The sequence below is a fragment of the Brevundimonas nasdae genome (genome assembly GCF_016654005.1).
Classification (GTDB): domain Bacteria; phylum Pseudomonadota; class Alphaproteobacteria; order Caulobacterales; family Caulobacteraceae; genus Brevundimonas; species Brevundimonas nasdae.
In genome coordinates this window covers 49,724-67,721 of the sequence record NZ_JAEPWN010000010.1, presented here as the reverse complement: position 1 = coordinate 67,721, position 17,998 = coordinate 49,724, and the positions used below count along the sequence as shown (strand labels likewise).

Sequence of the window (17,998 nt, the reverse complement as noted above, 5' to 3'; positions counted from 1 at the left end):
TGATCGACAACCGGAGGAAGCCATGACCCGTCCCCTCAGGATCGCCGCATCGGCGCTGCTGGCCCTGTCCGTCGCCGCTCCGACCGCCGCGGTCCCAACCTTCGCCGCGGCGACGCCGCGAGACGGTGAAGCGACCCCCGCAGCCTGCGCGCCCCTCGGCTTCGACCTGAACCAGAGACATCAGACCACGATCGTTCGCCGCGGCCGGATAGCCCCCCTGCCGGGCGTGCCTGCGCCGCCTCCTCCGCCTCCGCCTCCGCCGCCTCCGCCTCCGCCTCCCCCAGCGACGATCCAGCCGGCTCAGCGAGACGCCCGCATCGAATATTCCGCCCCCGCCGTGAACGAGATCGTGACGTCCGGCTCGCGCGTGCTGCCGGGCGTGACGCCCCCGCCCGCCGACACCGAACGCTATCCCGACGCCACGCCAAACCCGGTCAAGCGGACGGCTGACCAGCCGGTCTCGACCTTCTCGATCGACGTGGACACCGCCGCCTACGCCAATGTCCGCCGCTTCATCAACGAAGGCCGCACCCCGCCGCGCGACGCCGTGCGGGTCGAGGAGCTGATCAACTATTTCGACTACGGCTATGCCCGCCCGCGGTCGCAGGCGCAGCCGTTCGCCATCACCACCGGCGTCGCGGCCTCGCCCTGGGCGCCGGGACGCCAGATCGTGCAGATCGGACTGCAGGGCTATGAACTGCCCGAGGCCCAGCGCCGCCCGCTGAACCTGACCTTCCTGGTCGACGTCTCCGGCTCGATGAACAGCCCGGACAAGCTGGCCCTGGCCCAGCAGTCGATGAACCTGATCATTGACCGCCTGCGCCCGCAGGACACCCTGGCCGTCACCTATTACGCCGAGGGGGCAGGCACGCGTCTGGCGCCCACGCGCGGCACGGAAAAGCTGAAGATGCGCTGCGCCGTGGCCAGCCTGTACGCCTCAGGCGGGACGGCGGGCGCGACCGGCATGACCAACGCCTATGACCAGGCCCAGGCCAGTTTCGCCCGCGACAAGGTCAACCGCATCCTGATGTTCACCGACGGCGATTTCAACGTCGGGGTCACCGATGACAAGCGGCTGGAGGACTATGTCGCCGACAAACGCCAGACCGGCATATACCTGTCCGTCTACGGCTTCGGGCGCGGCAACTATCAGGACGCGCGTATGCAGGCCATCGCCCAGGCCGGCAACGGAACCGCCGCCTATGTCGACAGTCTGAACGAGGCGCGGCGCCTGTTCGGCCCCCTGTTCGACAAGGGCGCCTTCCCCATCGCCGATGACGTGAAGATTCAGGTCGAGTTCAACCCGGCCCGCGTCGCTGAATGGCGGCTGATCGGATACGAGACCCGTCTGCTGAACGAGGAAGACTTCCACAACGACCGCATCGACGCGGGCGAGGTCGGGTCGGGGGCCAGCGTCACGGCCCTGTATGAGATCACCCCCGTGGGCGGTCCGACGCAGATCCCCGATCGTCGCTATCCCGATAATCGCATTGGTGTTGGTGGCGGCGATCCGAACGGCGAGATCGGCTTTGTCCAGGTGCGCTACAAACAGCCGGGCGCCGCCACCTCTCAACTGATCCAGCAGCCCCTGACCAACCGCACGTCAGGCGGCGTCAGCGCCCAGCCGCCCGAGGCCCTGCGCTGGGCCATCGCCGTCGCCGCCTTCGGCCAGAAGCTGCGGAATGATCCCTGGATGAACCCCGACTACGGCTGGGACCGGATCATCGACCAGGCCCAGGGCGCGCGCGGCTCTGACCCCTTGGGCGAACGGGCCGAGTTCGTTCAGATGGTCCGCGCGGCCCAGAGCCTGCCCGAGCGCCGCACGCCGTAAAGCGGAACCGCAATCTTCGCGGCGGGTTCTCAAGCCCAGCACACATCAGGAGACCCGCCGTGAAGATTCGTGACGTGATGACCAAGGATGTCCACCTCGCCCACCCCGGCGATACGATCCAGGACGTCTCCAGCCGCATGGCCAAGGGCGGTTTCGGCTTCATTCCGGTGGCGGACGGCGACCGGCTGATCGGCACGATCACTGACCGCGACATCGTGGTGCGCGCCCTGGCCGCTGGGGCCGCGCCCACCGCCTCGGTGATCGAGTTCATCACCCGTGATCCGCAGACCGTGCTGGACACCGACGACCTGAAGGTGGTGCTGGACCTGATGGCGTCGCGCCAGATCCGCCGCGCGCCGGTGGTCGACAAGAACGGCCGCGTCGTCGGCGTGGTGTCCCTGGGCGACCTGTCGATCCGCGTGAAAGAGAAGTACGCGGGCGAGGCGCTGGAGAGCATCTCACGTTAAGGGCTGAGTAACCGCGCCCCCACACCGGTTTTCAACCTTCGCCATTCATTCTGGCCGACTGAATTTCGTCGGAGAAGATGGAATGGCTCGTGCGCAGTTCCAGAAGGGCCAGAAGGTCTGGGTCGAGTGCGTCGGCGCATGGGCGGCCATCGAACAGGTCCAGCCCGTGTGGGCCAAGGGTTTCGATGAGCCGGTGCGCGTCACCTATGACGTCGGTCTGGGCCGCGAGTTTCTGGCCCACGAGCTGATGCTGGCGGCCGACGACCCTTCCGCCGTCGCCAACGGCGAATGGCGGCTGATGCGCGCTCGCAACAAGTGGCAGCTGCTGGAAGACTGCCTGCACCACCCCCATCCCGGCACCTATCCCGTCGTGGTGACCGATGACGCCGACTGGGGCGGCTGGCGCGTGCCGGGCGCCGAGTACAATCGCGACCCCGGTCTGATCGAATATCAGGCCCGCCTGATTACGGCGGCCCCGCAGCTGATGAAGCTGGCGGAGGAGATCATGGCCCTGACGGCGGAAAATCCCGAGGACGCCCCGCCTGCCGTGCTGGAGCTGGCCGGGCGCGCCCGCACCATATTGCGAAACGTGTCGAAAGTGCTGGCCAAGGCCCCGGAAGGCCTGGTCTCGCCCGCCGCCGCAGCCTGATTTCAGATTTCATTAACCACATCTCGACAGGAATCTGCGACGCAGCCTAGATTCCCCCCACAACTGATTTGTTCGGGAGACAGTTTTGCCAGGCACGGAGCGGCGCGAGAATAATCCGGGGCGCCGCGCCTCGGATCGCGTCCCGGCCCGTTCGGCGGGCATGCCCGGCTGGCTGCGCATCACGATCCTGGCCCTGGCCTTTGGTCTGGCGGCCTATGCCCTGATGGTCAGCCGCGAGGTGGCGCGCCCCGATCGTGAGGCGCATGAGCTGCGCGATCAGGTGCTGCAGCAGGGTGCGCGCCTCTACGCGGCCCATCTTCAGGCCCGGCTGACCGCCGCCGACACCGGACTGGACGCCGCCACCGCCGCCCTGACCGCCAACGCCGCGCCCAGCGATGTCGCCGACGTCGCCCGCCGCGCCGCGCCCGGCGTCGCCTTCGGCGTGATCAGCGGCAATGGCGTGGTGCTGGCCTCCGCCGGAGCCGAGGCGCGATCCTTCGCATCGGGCCTGAACCCGACCGACGGCGACCTGCGCCTGTCCGCCGACAAGTCGCTGCTGCTGAACGGCCCCGCCGCCCAGGGCCGCCGACTGGTCGCGCAGATCAATCCGCCCGCCGCCGACCGCGACATCGCCACCCTGCGTCTGGCCTCCGCCGAAGGCGTCATCCTGGCGTCGCCGATCACGGCCGAGATCGGCCAGAGCGTCCAGACCGTGCTGGGCCTTTCGCACCAGGGCCTGCTGGCCGACGCCAAGCCCCGTTCGATTACGCGAGGCGACGCCACGACGAACATCTATGCCGAAGCTCTGGACCAGCACGGCCTGATCGCCATCGCCGCCTCTCCCGCCCCGCTGACAGGCGGGCGGGCCATGATCAACGACGCCTGGATCCTGGCCGTGCCGCTGTTTCTGGGCATCGGCATGTTGCTGCTGGTCCTGCTGCAACGCGTGTCCCAGGCGCGGATGAGCCGCGAATGGGCCTCGTCCGAGAAGCGCTTCCGCGTCGCCGTCGAGGCCGCGAAATGCGGCGTCTGGGAATGGGATCTGGCGGGCGAGGAAGTCACCCTGTCGGACTATATGGCCACTCTGCTGGGCTTCGAGAGCGGCGGCGCGGTCAAGGCGGAAACCGTGCTGGCCCGCATCCACCCCCGCTTCCGCGAAGAGGTGAAACACGCCCTGCGCCAGGCTGCGGCCTATGGCGCCTTCGCCGTCACCTTCCCTGTCCCGGACGAGGTCGGCCGCACCCGCTGGATCGACGCGCGGGGTCAGGCGCGCGGCGTGCGCGGCGACACGGGCTACACCGCCATTCTGGGCGTGGCGCTGGACATCACCGAGGCGCGCCGCGCCAAGGCGGCGGCACAGGCGGCCGAAAGTCGTCTGCGCGACGGGGTCGAAAGCATTTCGGACGCCTTCGTCCTGTTCGACCGCCAGGGTCGTCTGATCCTGTGGAACCAGGCGTTCGAGGACGCCTTCGGCTTCGGCCCCGGCGTCGTGCGTCGCGGCGCCCAGAAGGATGAACTGAACCGCATCGCCGCCCTGGCCATCAAGGCCGAACACGCCCCCGCCGACGGCCGGGCGGGCCTGCGCGAGGTCGAACTGCACGACGGGCGCTGGCTGCAGCTGTCCGAGCGGTTCACCTCCGAAGGCGGCTCTGTCGTCACCGCCGCCGACATCACCGCCATCAAGCGCCAGGAAGTCGAACTGCACCGCGCCGCCGACAGCCTGCGCCAGATGGTGATCCAGCTGGAGAGCAGCCAGGAGAACCTGGCCCTGCTGGCCCGCAAGTACGAGGTCGCCATGACCCGCGCCGAAGCCGCCAACCAGGCCAAGTCCGAGTTTCTGGCCAATATGAGCCACGAACTGCGCACGCCGCTGAACGCCATCAACGGCTTCTCGGAGATCATGGCCGGCGAATTGTTCGGGCCGCTGAACGACAAGTACAAGGGCTATGCAGGCGACATCCTGAAGTCGGGCCAACACCTGCTCAGCCTGATCAACGACATCCTCGACATGGCCAAGATCGAGGCGGGCAAGATGACCCTGCACTACGAACCCGTGTCGATGACCGAGGTCTGCGAGGACGCGGTGCGCCTGATGCGCGGCAAGGTTCAGGACGCCGGACTGAAGATCCATGTCGAGGCGCGCGAGATCCCGGACATCGAGGCCGACCACCGCGGCGTGAAGCAGATCATGCTGAACCTGATCTCCAACGCCGTGAAGTTCACGCCCGAGGGCGGCGCCATCACTGTGTCGCTGAAACGGTTTGAAGCCATGGACGGCAGCGACCGCATCCGCGTCGCCTGCGCCGACACCGGCATCGGCATCGCGCCCGAAGACCTGGTTCGCCTGGCCCGCCCGTTCGAACAGGTCGAGGGTCAGCACTCCAAGACGACGCAAGGCACCGGCCTGGGCCTGGCCCTGACCAAGTCGCTGATCGAGATGCACGGCGGCCAACTGAACATGGAAAGCGAACCCGGCGTCGGCACCGTGGTCAGCTTCGACCTGCCGGTGAAACGCCCGAGCAGCAACGTCGAACCGATCCGGGCGGCGTTCGCGGCTTAAGGGCGTTCGCTTGACGTTCTGTTAGCCCGGAAAGCGATGTCGCTTTCTAACTCAACTCGCACAATGGGATTGTCTGCTCGCGGGGCTTGAGGAGCGTAAAACTTCAGGAGGAATCAGAGTAGTCTTTTCGTTATGGCCACGCTCCTCACCCCCGACATGACAATTAAGCTCGTCGGCGAAGGGCCAGACTGGCTTAGCTCCATTGCTTCAATGGTAGGAGCGATGGCGTGGCCTGCGGTCATTATAACCTGCCTTGCACTATTCCGATTAGAAATAAGAGCAATCCTATCTCGAGTGACCTCGATAGGGATTGGTAGTGTGACCGCCCAAGTTGACCAGAGCCTTCGTGCAACTGAGGTTTTGTCTGCAGCGACAGCTTTGGAAGGCGCTGGAGGTGATGATCTGAGTATAGAACAAGATTCCGTCTCCACACTGCCGTCTGAAAATGTCGCAAAGGAAATTGAAAGTTCTAACTCTACCTCCGAGACGGCGAAGGCCGTAGCCCCAACGCCGCAGCGAAACATAGATGCTCAAGCCAGAGCCCCGCGCCGTGACGATGCAATCAAGTCCTATGAAGAGTGGGCGAATAAGGCTCGTTCTGAAATAAACATGCCCATAGCGCCGAGAATGATACGGGCGTTTAAACCTGTAGAAGAGCTTATTCGGGAATTGGCCAATCGCCACGGCGTGCCGAATGACATTTCGACCGAAGATACACTTCTTGCGCTCACCGGAATGGGAGTGATTTCCGGCAGCTATGGGTCTCTACTCGCCTCTCAAACGAACTTACGCAACGTGATCGCACAGAACGGCGGCGTTGGAGTTTCAGAATTTCAGGCGCGACAATACATTGAACAGCTTGAGGAAAGCCGACGGCGCCTTGAGGAGCTTTTAGCGCAAAGCAAGGCGTAGCGCCATATCCAGTGTCCGATACAAAGCTTCAATTTGGCATGCCGTTACTTAAAGGCCGATGCTTCATCCTTATCGGACGTAGTGTTCGTTTTCTGCGCGAGCGCCAACATCGTTAACCATCCGTGACGAATGCTCGCAAGGCCTGCTTAGCCCCCTCCCTAGATCAACTCCACGCCCATCGCCGTGGCTTCGCCGCCGCCGATGCACAGGGCGGCCATGCCCTTGGTCTTGCCGTGGGCCTTCAGGGCGGCCAGCAGGGTTGTCAGGACGCGGGCGCCGGATGCGCCGAGCGGGTGGCCCAGGGCGCAGGCGCCGCCGTTGACGTTGATCTTGTCGTGGGGGATGCCCAGTTCCTGCATGGCGATCATCGGCACGATGGCGAAGGCCTCGTTGACCTCCCACAGATCCACGTCGTCGGCGCTCCAGCCTGCCTTCTTCAGCGCCTTCTGCAAAGCGAAGACCGGGGCCGTGGTGAACAGGTGCGGCTCGTGCGCGTGAGCGGCCTGGCTGACCACGCGGGCCACCGGCGTCAGGCCCAGGGCCTGCGCCGTCGACTGGCGCATCATGACCAGGGCCGCCGCGCCGTCAGAGATCGAGGCGGCCGAGGCGGCGGTGATGGTGCCGTCAGCGCCGAAGGCGGGGCGCAGGTTGGGGATCTTGGACGGGTCTGATTTGGTCGGCTGTTCGTCGCGGTCCACCGTCACCACGCCTTTGCGCGTCTTGACCTCGACCGGGGTGATTTCGGCGTCGAAGCCGCCGCTGTCCTGCGCGCGCTTGGCCCGGCCCGCGCTTTCGATGGCGTAGGCGTCCTGCTGCTCGCGGGTGAACTGATAGGCCTTGGCCGTGTCCTCGGCGAACTGTCCCATCAGCTTGCCGGGGGTGTAGGCGTCCTCCAGCCCGTCCAGATACATGCTGTCGGAAATGACGTCATGGCCGATGCGCGCGCCGCCCCGGTGCTTCTGCATCAGGTATGGAGCATTGGTCATGGACTCCATGCCGCCCGCCACGATCACATCGGCGGAACCGGCGGCCAGGGCGTCATGCGCCATCATGGCCGCCTGCATGCCCGAACCGCACATCTTGTTGATGGTGGTCGCCTCGGTCGAGACGGGCAGGCCCGCGCCCATGCCCGCCTGACGCGCCGGCGCCTGGCCCAGCCCTGCAGGCAGGACGCAGCCCATGATGATCTGCTCGACCTTGCCTGCATCCAGACCGGCCCGCTCCAGCGCCGCCTTCACCGCCACCGCGCCCAGGTCCGTCGACTTGGCCTCGGACAGCGCGCCCTGGAACCCGCCCATCGGCGTGCGGGCGTAAGAGACGATGACGACGGGATCGGCGGTGGCCATGACGATTTCCTCTTTATCTTTGAGGGACAGATAGCGATCCGTCAGGCCCGTGTGAACCGCAGGGGCTCAGGAGAAATGCAGCCGCCTGTATTTGCCCCGGAAATACAGCAGCGGGTCGCGATGCGGTTCGAACCGCGCGCGGGTCACCCGGCCGATGAAGACCAGATGGTCGCCTGCATCCACCACCTGATCGGCGTCGCATTCGAAACTGGCCAGCGAGTTGGACAGGATGGGCGCGCCGCTGTCCCAGGTCTCCCACTCCACGCCCTGGAAGCGGTCGGATGACGGGCGGGCGAAGACGCCGGAGGTCGGCTGCTGGCCGATGTGCAGCACATTGACGGCGAAATGGGGCGCGGCGCGGAACCGCTCCAGACTGGCTGAGGCCTTGGCCAGACAGAACAGGATCAGCGGCGGGTCCAGCGACACCGAGGTGAAGGAGTTGGCGGTCAGGCCGATGGGCTGGTCGTTCTCGTCGCGCGTGGTGACCACCGTGACCCCGGTGGCGAAACAGCCCATGGCGTCGCGCAGCACCCGCGCATCCGAACCGGCCTCGTAATGCACCGCCTGACGCGGCGCGCAGCGCTCAAGAAAGCCCAGCAGGACCGCAGCCAGGGCGTCCGAACCGTTCAGGTCCGCGACGGCGTCGCTGGGCGAGACGGGCTGGACCTTCAGCGCCCCTGCAAAGGCCGCGGCGTCCGCCCCCTGCCCCACCACCAGCGACGGCGTGTTGATCTGAACCTCCGCATCTGCCGCGCCGGTCGGATCGACCAACACCAGACCGCTGAGCAGCGGCGTCTGGCCGTCGGAAAACAGCTTCAGGGCTTCAGACGCCCAGGCGCCCGCCGCCACCAGAACGGGTCGGGAAGGCAGTCCCACCAGCGCCTCACGCAGACGCGGCAGGGCGTCGACCGCATCCGTCAGAGCGGGCATCAACACGTGCCGTCCCGCGCCCGCCAGAACCTCGGCGCAGGCGCGCCAGTCGGCGCTGTCCGCCTCAGTCGTGCAGATCACGACCGCCGGATCGTCCGCGCGACCCCAGGATTGGAAATCAAGTTCGTGCATGTCCGCCCATAGACCGGCCCATCAACCGGACCTCCTGCCCGACGCCGCGCCTGTATGGCAAGCCGCGTTTCAGTTCAGGCCTCGCAAATCAGCACCCCGATTAAAGCGAGCGCATGTTTCGTGCTTGTGCGGGAACCGCTCAGCGGTTTCGGCCAAACGATCGTGCGCTAATCGCACCTTCGACGCACTGGCCGCTTGCGTTCGGCGTCGCGGTTATAGAAGGGTCTTGACCGTCAGGCGCTGTGTCTGACCTTGCCCTCACGCTCAGATACGATCTGGTCACGAGCTTACCCAATGTCCGAAGAATTCTACCGCATGCGGCGGTTGCCGCCCTACGTCATCGCCGAAGTCAATGCGATGCGAGCGGCGGCGCGAGCGGCGGGAGAGGACGTGATCGATCTTGGCATGGGCAACCCGGACCTGCCCCCGCCCCAGCATGTGATCGACAAGCTGATCGAGGTGGCCAGCAAGCCTGACGCCCACGGTTATTCGCAGTCCAAGGGCATTCCCGGCCTGCGCCGCGCCCAGGCCAATTACTATGGCCGCCGCTTTGGCGTCGACGTCGACCCCGAGAGCGAGGTCATCGTCACCATGGGCTCGAAAGAAGGTCTGGCCAGCCTGGCCACCGCCATCACCGAGCCGGGCGACGTGATCCTGGCGCCCAACCCGTCCTATCCGATCCACACCTTCGGCTTCATCATCGCCGGGGCCACGATCCGCAGCGTGCCGACCACCCCGGACGAGAAATATTTCGAGGCGCTGGAGCGGGCGATGGCCTTCACCGTGCCCCGTCCCAAGATCCTGGTGATGAACTATCCGTCGAACCCGACGGCGGAGACGGTCGATCTGGCCTTCTATGAACGCGCCGTCGCCTTCGCCAAGGCCAACGACCTGTGGATCATCAGCGACCTGGCCTATTCGGAGCTGTATTACGACGGCAAGCCGACCGTCTCGATCCTGCAGGTGCCGGGTGCCAAGGACGTGGCGATCGAGTTCACCTCCCTGTCCAAGACCTACAGCATGGCGGGCTGGCGCATCGGTTTCGCGGTCGGCAACAAGAAGCTGATCGCGGCCATGTCGCGGGTGAAGTCCTATCTGGACTATGGCGCCTTCACGCCCATCCAGGCGGCGGCCTGCGCGGCGCTGAACGGCCCGCAGGACATCGTCGACAAGAACCGCGAACTGTATCACCGCCGTCGCGACGTGCTGGTCGACAGCTTCGCCCGCGCCGGGTGGGAGATCCCCAAGCCCGCCGCCTCGATGTTCGCCTGGGCGCCGCTTCCGCCCGCGCTGGCGCACCTGGGCAGTCTTGAGTTCTCCAAACAGCTGCTGACCCACGCCAAGGTCGCGGTCGCAGCGGGCGTCGGCTACGGCGAGAACGGCGAGGGCTTCGTGCGCATCGCCATGGTCGAGAACGAGCAGCGCATCCGTCAGGCGGCGCGCAACATCAAGGCCTTCCTGAAGTCGCGGGGCGTCAATGTGCCGCCCGGACGTGTCGGGGACTGATCGCGTCGAACCTGACGCGGCTTCAACGCTGACAGGCCGATAAGGAAAGCCCCCGCCGATGACATCGACGGGGGCTTTTTCAGTCTTGGAACAGCGCCTTGGTCTTAGAAGCGCTTGGAGACCTGAACGCCGTAGGTGCGGGGTTCGTTGACGAAGGCGGTCAGGTTGTTGAAGTCGATGGCGCCGATGACATTGGCTTCATCGGTGATGTTGCGGACATAAACGGCGGCTTCCAGACCGCGGTTCAGGTCGCGCCAGCCTGCGCGCAGGCCGCCTTCGAAGCTGGTGTCCACCTTGAACTCAACCGCGTTGTACAGGAACAGGTTGAAGTCCTTCTGCATGACCCAGTCGGTCGAGGCGAACAGCTCGGTGTCGTTGCCCAGGGCGCGGACGTAGTTCAGCGTCAGGTTGGCGGTGTATTCCGGCGCCTGCGGGAACGGGTTGCCGTCGATCTTGGCGCGGTTCTGACCCGCGACGTTGACGATCGGATCAGTGACCGTGCAGCCGCCGGTGCAGATGGCGACCAGCAGGTTCTTGTCCTTGATCTCGGTGTGGTTCCACGCCGCGCCGGCCGACAGGCTGAAGCCCGCGCCCAGATAGACGTCGCCGTCGAATTCCAGACCATAACCCTCGCCCTTCTCGGCGTTGATCAGGCGGTTGGAGTTGTCGGCGCCGCCGATGGCGGTGAACTGCATGTCGTCGACTTCGTAGATGTAGGCCGTGCCGTTCAGGCGCGCGCGGCCGTCCCACAGACGGCTCTTGAAGCCGGCTTCATAGGACATCACCGTTTCCGAGTCCGCCGTGGTCAGGACCGGCAGGTTGCGGCCCTGGATCGACGGACCACGGTAGCCCTTGGCCACGCGGGCGAACAGGTTCAGCGCGTCATTGACTTCATACAGGGCGCTGACGTCCCAGCTGACCTGCTCGTCGCCGACCGAGATCGCGCCCTGGCCGTTCACGGGCGTGCCGATGGTGATGCGGCCCAGATAGTCGCGGTTGTCTTCGGTGTAGCGAACGCCCGCCGTCACCTTCAGGGCGTCGGTCACGCGGTAGTTGGCCTGACCGAACACCGACCAGGAGTCGGACTTCTGGGTGATGTCGGTGACCTTGGTCGGGATCAGACCGCCCACGCCGTTGAAGGTACCCGAGACCAGGTTGATCCGCTCCTGCCAGTAGAAGGCGCCGACCTGCCAGCCCAGGCGGTTGTCGCCGTTGGAGGCCAGGCGCAGTTCATAGGTGTTCTGCTGCAGGTCGCTGGACAGGGTGCCGCTTTCGACGTTGAACGGCGTCTTGTAGGGGGCGCCCGCCGGAGCCGAGGCCACGCCGCCGTCGATGTCGCCGTCGCCTGCCGACGAGCCCTGATAGGCGCCGACCACGCCCGTCAGGGTCGCGGGGCCGAAGTCATAGTTGACCTGCAGGGTTTCCGAGGTCGTCTTCTGGCGCTGGAAGTTGTTGCGACCGCCGTCGTACCAGACCGTCTTGCGGTCGAAATTGTCGTTCAGCTTGTTGGAGCCCTTGGTGAAGGCGTTGGCGCGGTTCATCGTGCCGGTGCCGTCATAGTCGCGGGCCTGCAGGGTCAGCAGGGCCGACAGGCGCTCGGTCGGGGTCCAGGCGACGTGGACGCGTCCGGCGATGTCGTCGAAATTGCCCAGGTCCTTGCCGTCCTTCTTGGCGAAGGGGGCGTCATAGGCGTTGTTGACCCAGTCATCGCGGTGGTTCCACAGACCCGACACGCGCATCGACAGGGTGTCGGACAGCGGCAGGGTGACGCCGGCCTCGGCGCGGGTCGAACCCAGGTTGCCATAGGTCAGCGAGCCATAGCCGGTCAGGTCATCGGACGGCTTGACCGTGTCGATCTTGACCACGCCCGCCGGGGTGTTGCGGCCGAACAGCGTGCCTTGCGGACCGCGCAGCACTTCCAGCTGCTGCACGTCGAACATCGGGAAGCCCTTCAGATAGACGCTTTCCAGAACCACGTCGTCCAGCACCACCGAAACCGGCTGCGATGCGGTGAAGTCGAAGTCCACATTGCCCAGGCCCCGGATGTAGAAGCGCGGCGCGTAGCGGCCGTTCGAGCTTTCGATCTGCAGGCTGGGGACGCGGCCCGACAGCGACAGGATGTCTGCGCCGCCTGCGGCGATCGTCGTCAGGGTTTCCTGGTTCATGGCCGTGACCGCGAACGGCACTTCACGGATGTTCTCGCTGCGGCGCTGGGCGGTGACGACGATGTCGTCGATGTTGGCGGCGTTCGACGGCGCATCGGCCGACTGGGCCATGGCGGGCGCGGCGAAGGCGAGAGCAAGGCTGCTGACCGAGACGGCCAACGCGGTGAGGCGGTTTGACATGATAGAAGTATCCCCGGGGAAGAAGCGGCCCCTCTAGGCGCGGCGCGGGGGAACCTCCATAAGTGAACACTGTTCTTTTATGAAGATTTGACGACGCGACCACAGGCCGCGGAAAACCGCCCCGCTGGCCGTGCAATCCGCAGCGCAAGCGTTGCGCCGCATGGAAATTGATGGAATTAAACTCGGCCGTGCCCAGTTTCGCCCCCCTGCCCGACCGCCGACGCCTGCTGCAGGGACTGGCTGTCGCCGCCCTGGCCGCCCCCGTCTTCACCCGCACAGCCCGGGCAGATTCGCCCGCACCAGATGCAGCCCCCGTGACAGGTCGCGTCCTGGCCATGTCCGACATCCATTCGGCCTATGACCGGCTGGGCCCATTGCTGGCGGCGCTGGAGGCCGAGGTCGCATCGCAACCGGTTCCCCATGTCATCGCCATCGACGGCGACAGTTTCGAGCACGGCAATGTCGTCACGGTCCGCACGGACGGCGCCATCGACTGGGCCTTCCTGGCCGAACTGCCCAAGATCGCGCCGACCGTCTTCAACATCGGCAACCACGACAACGACATCACGACGGACCTGGCCGTCGTGGTCGCCCGCCTGAAGGGGCTGGGGATCACGGTGATCAGCAACATCATCGACACCCGCACCGGCGCCCCCTATGCGCCCGCCGCCGCCGATGTGCCTTTCGGACCGAACCGGACCCTGCGCGTGGTCGGCGTGGCCACAAACTCGATCAACACCTATCCCGCCGCCAGCCGCGCCGACCTGACCATTCCCGTGCCCGGCGAATGGGCGCGGGCCAATCTGGCCCAGGCCATGGCGGGCGCCGATCAGGTGCTGGTCATGAGCCATGCCGGTGTGTCCAAGGATCGCGAGATCCTGCCCCTGCTGCCAGACGGCGCCCACATGATCGGCGGCCACAACCACCTGCTGTTCCAGCATCAGCAGGGCCGCAGCCAGTACGCCCACACCGGATCCTGGGCGGCCGCCTATACGACCCTGACCCTGCGCGCAGACGGTACGGCGCAAGTCACCTCCACGCCCGTTTCAGCGACAGCGGCCCCGTCGCCGCGCATCGCCGACCTGATCGCCGCGACCCTGGCGGCGACCCTGACGCCGGAGGAAACCGCCGTGATCGGCGTCTCGCCCGCCGCACTGTCGCTGGGCGACACAGGCCGCGCTGTCGCCGCCGCCATGGCCCGGGCCGCAGGCGCCCAGGCGGGCTTCATCGGCCACACCACCCTGGGCGCCGGCCTGCCGGACGGCCCCGTCTCACGCTACGCCTTCGACGCTATCGTCCGTTTCGACGGCAAGCTGATGGTCGCCGAGGTCACGCCTGAGCGCCTGGCCCAGTTGATGCGGCGCGCCAATCAGGACCGCCCCATCCCCTTCGCCGAGCGGCTGGGCGACTTCGTCTATGGGGCGACGCTCGATAGCCCTGCGACGAGCCCGATCCGCATCGTCACCACCGACTGGTGCGCCACCAACCAGTCCGAATATTTCGGCGTCACCGACCTGGCCTTCACCGAGGTTCCCGACCTGCGGGTCAAGACCGTGGCCACCGCCGCGATCCAGCACCGCTGATCGGCCCGGCGGGGCGGTCAATATTCACCCTTCGCCGTCCTTCCGGGGCGACCGAAGGTCGAACCCGGAACCCAGGAAGCTCTCATCCAGCGTCGAACGCGTTCAGCAGCGGGATCGCGACCCTGGGTTCCGGGTTCTTCGCTCCGCTCAGCCCCGGAATGACCGAGGATATTCTTAGCCCTATCCGTTCGGCAGGGTCACATCGCCGGTGCGGTGCAGCTTGCCCCACGCCTGCCCCAGCCCTGATACCGCGCGGGTCAGGGCGCGCCAGACGACGATGTACATGATCTGGCGATAGACGATCCGCTGGGTCGGCAGCAGCCACAGGTCGCCTCGCTTCTCGCGATCAAACCCATAGGCGATCCAGCCCGCCAGCAGCTCCAGCCCGGTGAAGGCCACATAGACGGCCAGGGTGAACCACAGCATCGGATTGGGCGCGGCGCTGACGTCGGAATGCTGCAGGCTGGACAGCCAGGTCAGTCCCTGGATCACCAGGGCCAGCAGCATCTGCAGGTCGATCAGCGGCGCCAGCACCTGCCCCATGATCTGGAACAGCCACAGGCTGGGCAGGGCCAGTTTGCCGAACCAGCCGTGGCGGAACAGCGACCGGCGGTGCTTCCACAGGCATTGCAGGGTGCCGAAGCTCCAGCGGAAACGCTGTTTCAACAGGCCCTCCAGGCTGGACGGCGCCTCGGTGAAGGCCAGGGCCTCCGGCTCATTGGCGATGACCCAACCGGCTTCGCGCCCCCGCCACGTCAGATCCATGTCTTCGGCCAGAGTATCGGAACGATAGCCGCCGAGCGCCCTCAGCCCCTCGGTGCGCCAGGCGCCGATGGCCCCCGGCACGACGGTGACCGCATTCAGCAACGCCAGCGCCCGGCGGTCGATATTCTGGCTGGTGATATATTCGATGGACTGCCAGCGGGTGACCAGTCCCCGGCGGTTGCCGACCTTCACATTGCCCGCGACCGCGCCGACGGCGGGATCGACGAACCAGGCGGCCAGCCGCGCCAGGGCGTCGATGGACAGCTGGGTGTCGGCGTCCACGCCCACCACGACCGGGGCCGTCGCCTCCATCAAGGCCAGGTTCAGGGCGGACGCCTTGCCGCCATTGCGCTTGGTGCGGATCAAGACACGCGGATCGGCGCCATAGACGGCGGTGACGGCCTCCAGCGTGCCGTCCGTCGATCCGTCGTCCACCACGATGACCCGCACATCCACGCCCGTGCTGGCCAGCAGGCTGGACAGGGTGCGGTTGATGACCGTCGCCTCGTTATAGGCGGCGACCAGCACGTCGACGCGGGGCGGCGCGGCGCCCTCGACCGGCTCCGGCGGGCGACGGCGGCGTCGCGACGCCAGCGCCAGCATCAGCACGATCCGCGCCAGACCCAGCGCGATCGCCAGGGTGAAGCCCCAGAACAGCACCACCCCCATGAAGTGCGAGAAGCCAAAGGCCGCTGAATCCGCCACGATCAGCGACTGCTCATTGGCCGGCAGCGGCGGCATCGTCTGTTCGGGCGTCTGGCCGACCAGCCCGCCGATGGTGGTCAGCTGATATCCCCGCGCGCGCAGGGCGTCGATCAAGGCAGGCAGGGCCGCGACCGTCGCCGAGCGATCCCCGCCTGCATCATGCAGCAGCACGGCGTGGCCTGCGCTGGCCTGGGCCAGCACATCATCGATGATCTGCTGGGGCTGGAGACGGCGAGGTTTCCCGTCCGGCCCGATCCGCGTCAGGTTCCAGTCATTGGGGTCGATGGACTCGCCCGCGGTGGTGTAGCCCAGCCGCGACGCCACCGCGATCGGCAGGATTTCGCCATAGGACTCAGGCTCTGAATCCGCATTGTAGGGCGGCCTGAACAGGGTGATCTGGCGGTGCAGAATGCTCTCCAGCGCCCGGTCCGTCGCCGTCAGCTCCAGCTGCACCCGCTGGTCATCGACATGGGCCATGTTGGGGTGGGTGAAGGAATGATTGCCGATCTCGTGCCCCTCGGCATAGACGCGCCGCACCAGGTTCGGATTGGCCGCCGCATTGCCGCCGATCATGAAGAAGGTCGCCTTCACCCCCTTGGCCTTCAGGATGTCCAGCACCTTGGGCGTCCACTGCGGATCGGGGCCGTCGTCAAAGGTCAGGGCCAGGGTGTGGTCGGGCGCGCCCGTGCGCCGCACGGTCCAGGCCGAGGGCCAGCGCTTCCACACCTCGTCCACGATCAGGCCGCTGGCCGGATCGACCTCGATGCTGCGCTCGCCGGGGTGCGGCGTGTCGATGACGTTCAGCAGTTCCCCTTGTCCGGTGAAGGCGATCTGCTGCTTCAGGGTGACGTTCGCCAGGGCCGACGCGGTCTGTCCCGGCGCCACGGCGTTGCGGCCGAACACGTGCCAGCTGGTCGGGTCTTCCTCGCCCAAGGCCCACAGGGCGGCGCCGCGCAGTCCCCTGCCCCGGCTCAGGGTCAGGGCGTTGGCCACCGATGTAGCATCCTGCAGCCAGACCTCGTGCTTTCGGCCCTGATCGTCGGTGTAGCTGAAGGTCGGCTGCAGCGCCTTGTCGTCGAAGTCCATGACCTTGGCCGGATCATCGTCCGGTCGATAGCCCCGCGCCGCCGCCAGCGCCGCCGTGGTCGTCAGGGACTCCGCCGACGACGCGCCCTCGCGCCAGTCATAGGCATAGACGCCGACGCCCAGGATCAGACGGTTCGCCGGAACCAGCCGCGTGAACCGCTCCAGCGCCTGATGCACGAAACCGACGGAGGAGATCGGCCCCGGCAGGCTGTCCTCGCCATGCTCGTCATAGGCCATGACCGCCGCGTAATCGACGACATCGGCCAGGGCCTTGATATCGTGGTCGCTCAGTCCGACCTCCAGCGCGATGGACAGCTCCTTGCCCTGGGCGTTCAGTCGGCTGCGCAGCTGGGCCAGCCACGGCGTCAGGCGCGCAATCTGGTCGGGCGTCATCAGTTCGAAGTCGATCTGCAGGCCCGCGAACTGGTTCGTCTGCACGAAGCCGACCAGGCGATCCATAACACGCTGGCTGTTCTCGGGGGCCAGCATCCGGTCGATCCGAGCGCTGTCGAACTGACCTTCGGTCGCGTTGCTGACGACGGGCACGATGCGCACGCCGTTGGCGCGGGCAGCCCCCCTCAGGGCGTTGGTCGTGGGGCTGTGTTGCGGGTCCCAGTCGGTCGTCAGGATGTCGCCGCCGTCCGGGCGCACCTGAAGCCAGGTCGGATAGACGTGGGTCAGATTCTTGGCATGACGCACGAAGGAATCCAGCGCCCCGTCCTCCCACGGCGCGAACCAGGCGCCGGCAATGGCGGCGTCCTGTCCGGCCGAAACCGGCGTCTTGCGGCGATCCTCGACGGCGATGTGTCTTAACAGGGCGTGCTCGGCCCCGTGCAGGTGCTGGGCGAAGGCCGTCTGCACGGGCGCCGTGAACGACACCCCCGTCAGACGCGGCAGGATCACCAGACTGGCGATGAAGCTGGCCAGGACTACCGTGGCCAGACAGGCCGCCGCCACCGCCGTCCACCGCAGCCGCCGCGCGCGCCGCCCCGTCGCATCCAGAAACACGGACGGTTCGTGATGATCAGAACGCGAAGGATCGGTCATGCGGCATCTATGGAGCGATCGCGCCCGATGCGCGTCATTTCGCCGCATAGAAGCGAAGAACGGCGAGATGTGGGCCTTGGCCGGCCCTCTGTTCGGAATGGGCCGTTTCCGACCGCGCACGCGCCTTCGCCGAA

The 17,998-nt window shown here is 66.6% G+C and carries 11 protein-coding genes; 7 read left to right on the top strand and 4 right to left on the bottom strand.

Annotated features, from left to right (window positions below; genetic code table 11):
- Positions 1 to 22: 22 nt before the first annotated feature.
- The 5 genes from JKF87_RS14570 to JKF87_RS14550 all read left to right on the top strand — a co-directional run bounded on the left by JKF87_RS14570 (position 23) and on the right by JKF87_RS14550 (position 6,419).
- A complete protein-coding gene (locus tag JKF87_RS14570; RefSeq protein WP_201100613.1) occupies positions 23 to 1,831 on the top strand; it encodes a vWA domain-containing protein in 1,809 nt (602 codons plus the stop codon).
- Between the two features lie 59 nt (positions 1,832 to 1,890).
- Positions 1,891 to 2,298, top strand: coding sequence for a CBS domain-containing protein (locus JKF87_RS14565; RefSeq protein WP_201100612.1), 408 nt, complete (start codon positions 1,891 to 1,893; stop codon positions 2,296 to 2,298).
- Positions 2,299 to 2,380: 82 nt separating this feature from the next.
- Positions 2,381 to 2,947: a hypothetical protein gene (locus JKF87_RS14560; protein ID WP_201100611.1), complete on the top strand. Its 567-nt coding sequence runs from the start codon at positions 2,381 to 2,383 to the stop codon at positions 2,945 to 2,947.
- 85 nt (positions 2,948 to 3,032) lie between these two features.
- Positions 3,033 to 5,507, top strand: a complete 2,475-nt coding sequence (locus tag JKF87_RS14555) for a PAS domain-containing sensor histidine kinase (RefSeq protein WP_201100610.1) — start codon at positions 3,033 to 3,035, stop codon at positions 5,505 to 5,507.
- A 318-nt stretch (positions 5,508 to 5,825) separates the two neighbouring features.
- Complete coding sequence (locus JKF87_RS14550; RefSeq protein ID WP_201100609.1) at positions 5,826 to 6,419, top strand: hypothetical protein; 594 nt, start codon at positions 5,826 to 5,828, stop codon at positions 6,417 to 6,419.
- A 158-nt stretch (positions 6,420 to 6,577) separates the two neighbouring features.
- Here JKF87_RS14550 and JKF87_RS14545 read toward each other — a convergent pair whose 3' ends face one another.
- Both JKF87_RS14545 and JKF87_RS14540 read right to left on the bottom strand, forming a co-directional pair.
- A complete protein-coding gene (locus JKF87_RS14545; RefSeq protein ID WP_201100608.1) occupies positions 6,578 to 7,765 on the bottom strand; it encodes an acetyl-CoA C-acyltransferase in 1,188 nt (395 codons plus the stop codon).
- 66 nt (positions 7,766 to 7,831) lie between these two features.
- The gene (locus JKF87_RS14540; RefSeq protein ID WP_201100607.1) at positions 7,832 to 8,827 is read right to left on the bottom strand and encodes a flavin reductase family protein; all 996 of its coding nucleotides are present in this window, start codon (positions 8,825 to 8,827) and stop codon (positions 7,832 to 7,834) included.
- A 294-nt stretch (positions 8,828 to 9,121) separates the two neighbouring features.
- Here JKF87_RS14540 and JKF87_RS14535 point away from each other — a divergent pair, with 294 nt between their 5' ends.
- Positions 9,122 to 10,333: an LL-diaminopimelate aminotransferase gene (locus JKF87_RS14535; RefSeq protein ID WP_201100606.1), complete on the top strand. Its 1,212-nt coding sequence runs from the start codon at positions 9,122 to 9,124 to the stop codon at positions 10,331 to 10,333.
- 104 nt (positions 10,334 to 10,437) lie between these two features.
- Here the strand turns inward: JKF87_RS14535 and JKF87_RS14530 are convergent, their stop codons facing one another.
- Positions 10,438 to 12,678 (bottom strand): TonB-dependent receptor, encoded by a 2,241-nt coding sequence (locus tag JKF87_RS14530; protein ID WP_201100605.1) that lies wholly within the window; start codon positions 12,676 to 12,678, stop codon positions 10,438 to 10,440.
- Positions 12,679 to 12,848: 170 nt separating this feature from the next.
- Here JKF87_RS14530 and JKF87_RS14525 point away from each other — a divergent pair, with 170 nt between their 5' ends.
- Positions 12,849 to 14,261 carry a metallophosphoesterase gene (locus JKF87_RS14525; protein WP_201100604.1) on the top strand — a complete coding sequence of 471 codons (1,413 nt, stop codon included), beginning with the start codon at positions 12,849 to 12,851 and terminating at the stop codon, positions 14,259 to 14,261.
- 180 nt (positions 14,262 to 14,441) lie between these two features.
- On the opposite strand, the gene JKF87_RS14520 is transcribed toward JKF87_RS14525, so the two are convergent.
- The gene (locus tag JKF87_RS14520; protein ID WP_201100603.1) at positions 14,442 to 17,864 is read right to left on the bottom strand and encodes a polysaccharide deacetylase family protein; all 3,423 of its coding nucleotides are present in this window, start codon (positions 17,862 to 17,864) and stop codon (positions 14,442 to 14,444) included.
- Positions 17,865 to 17,998: the final 134 nt, after the last annotated feature.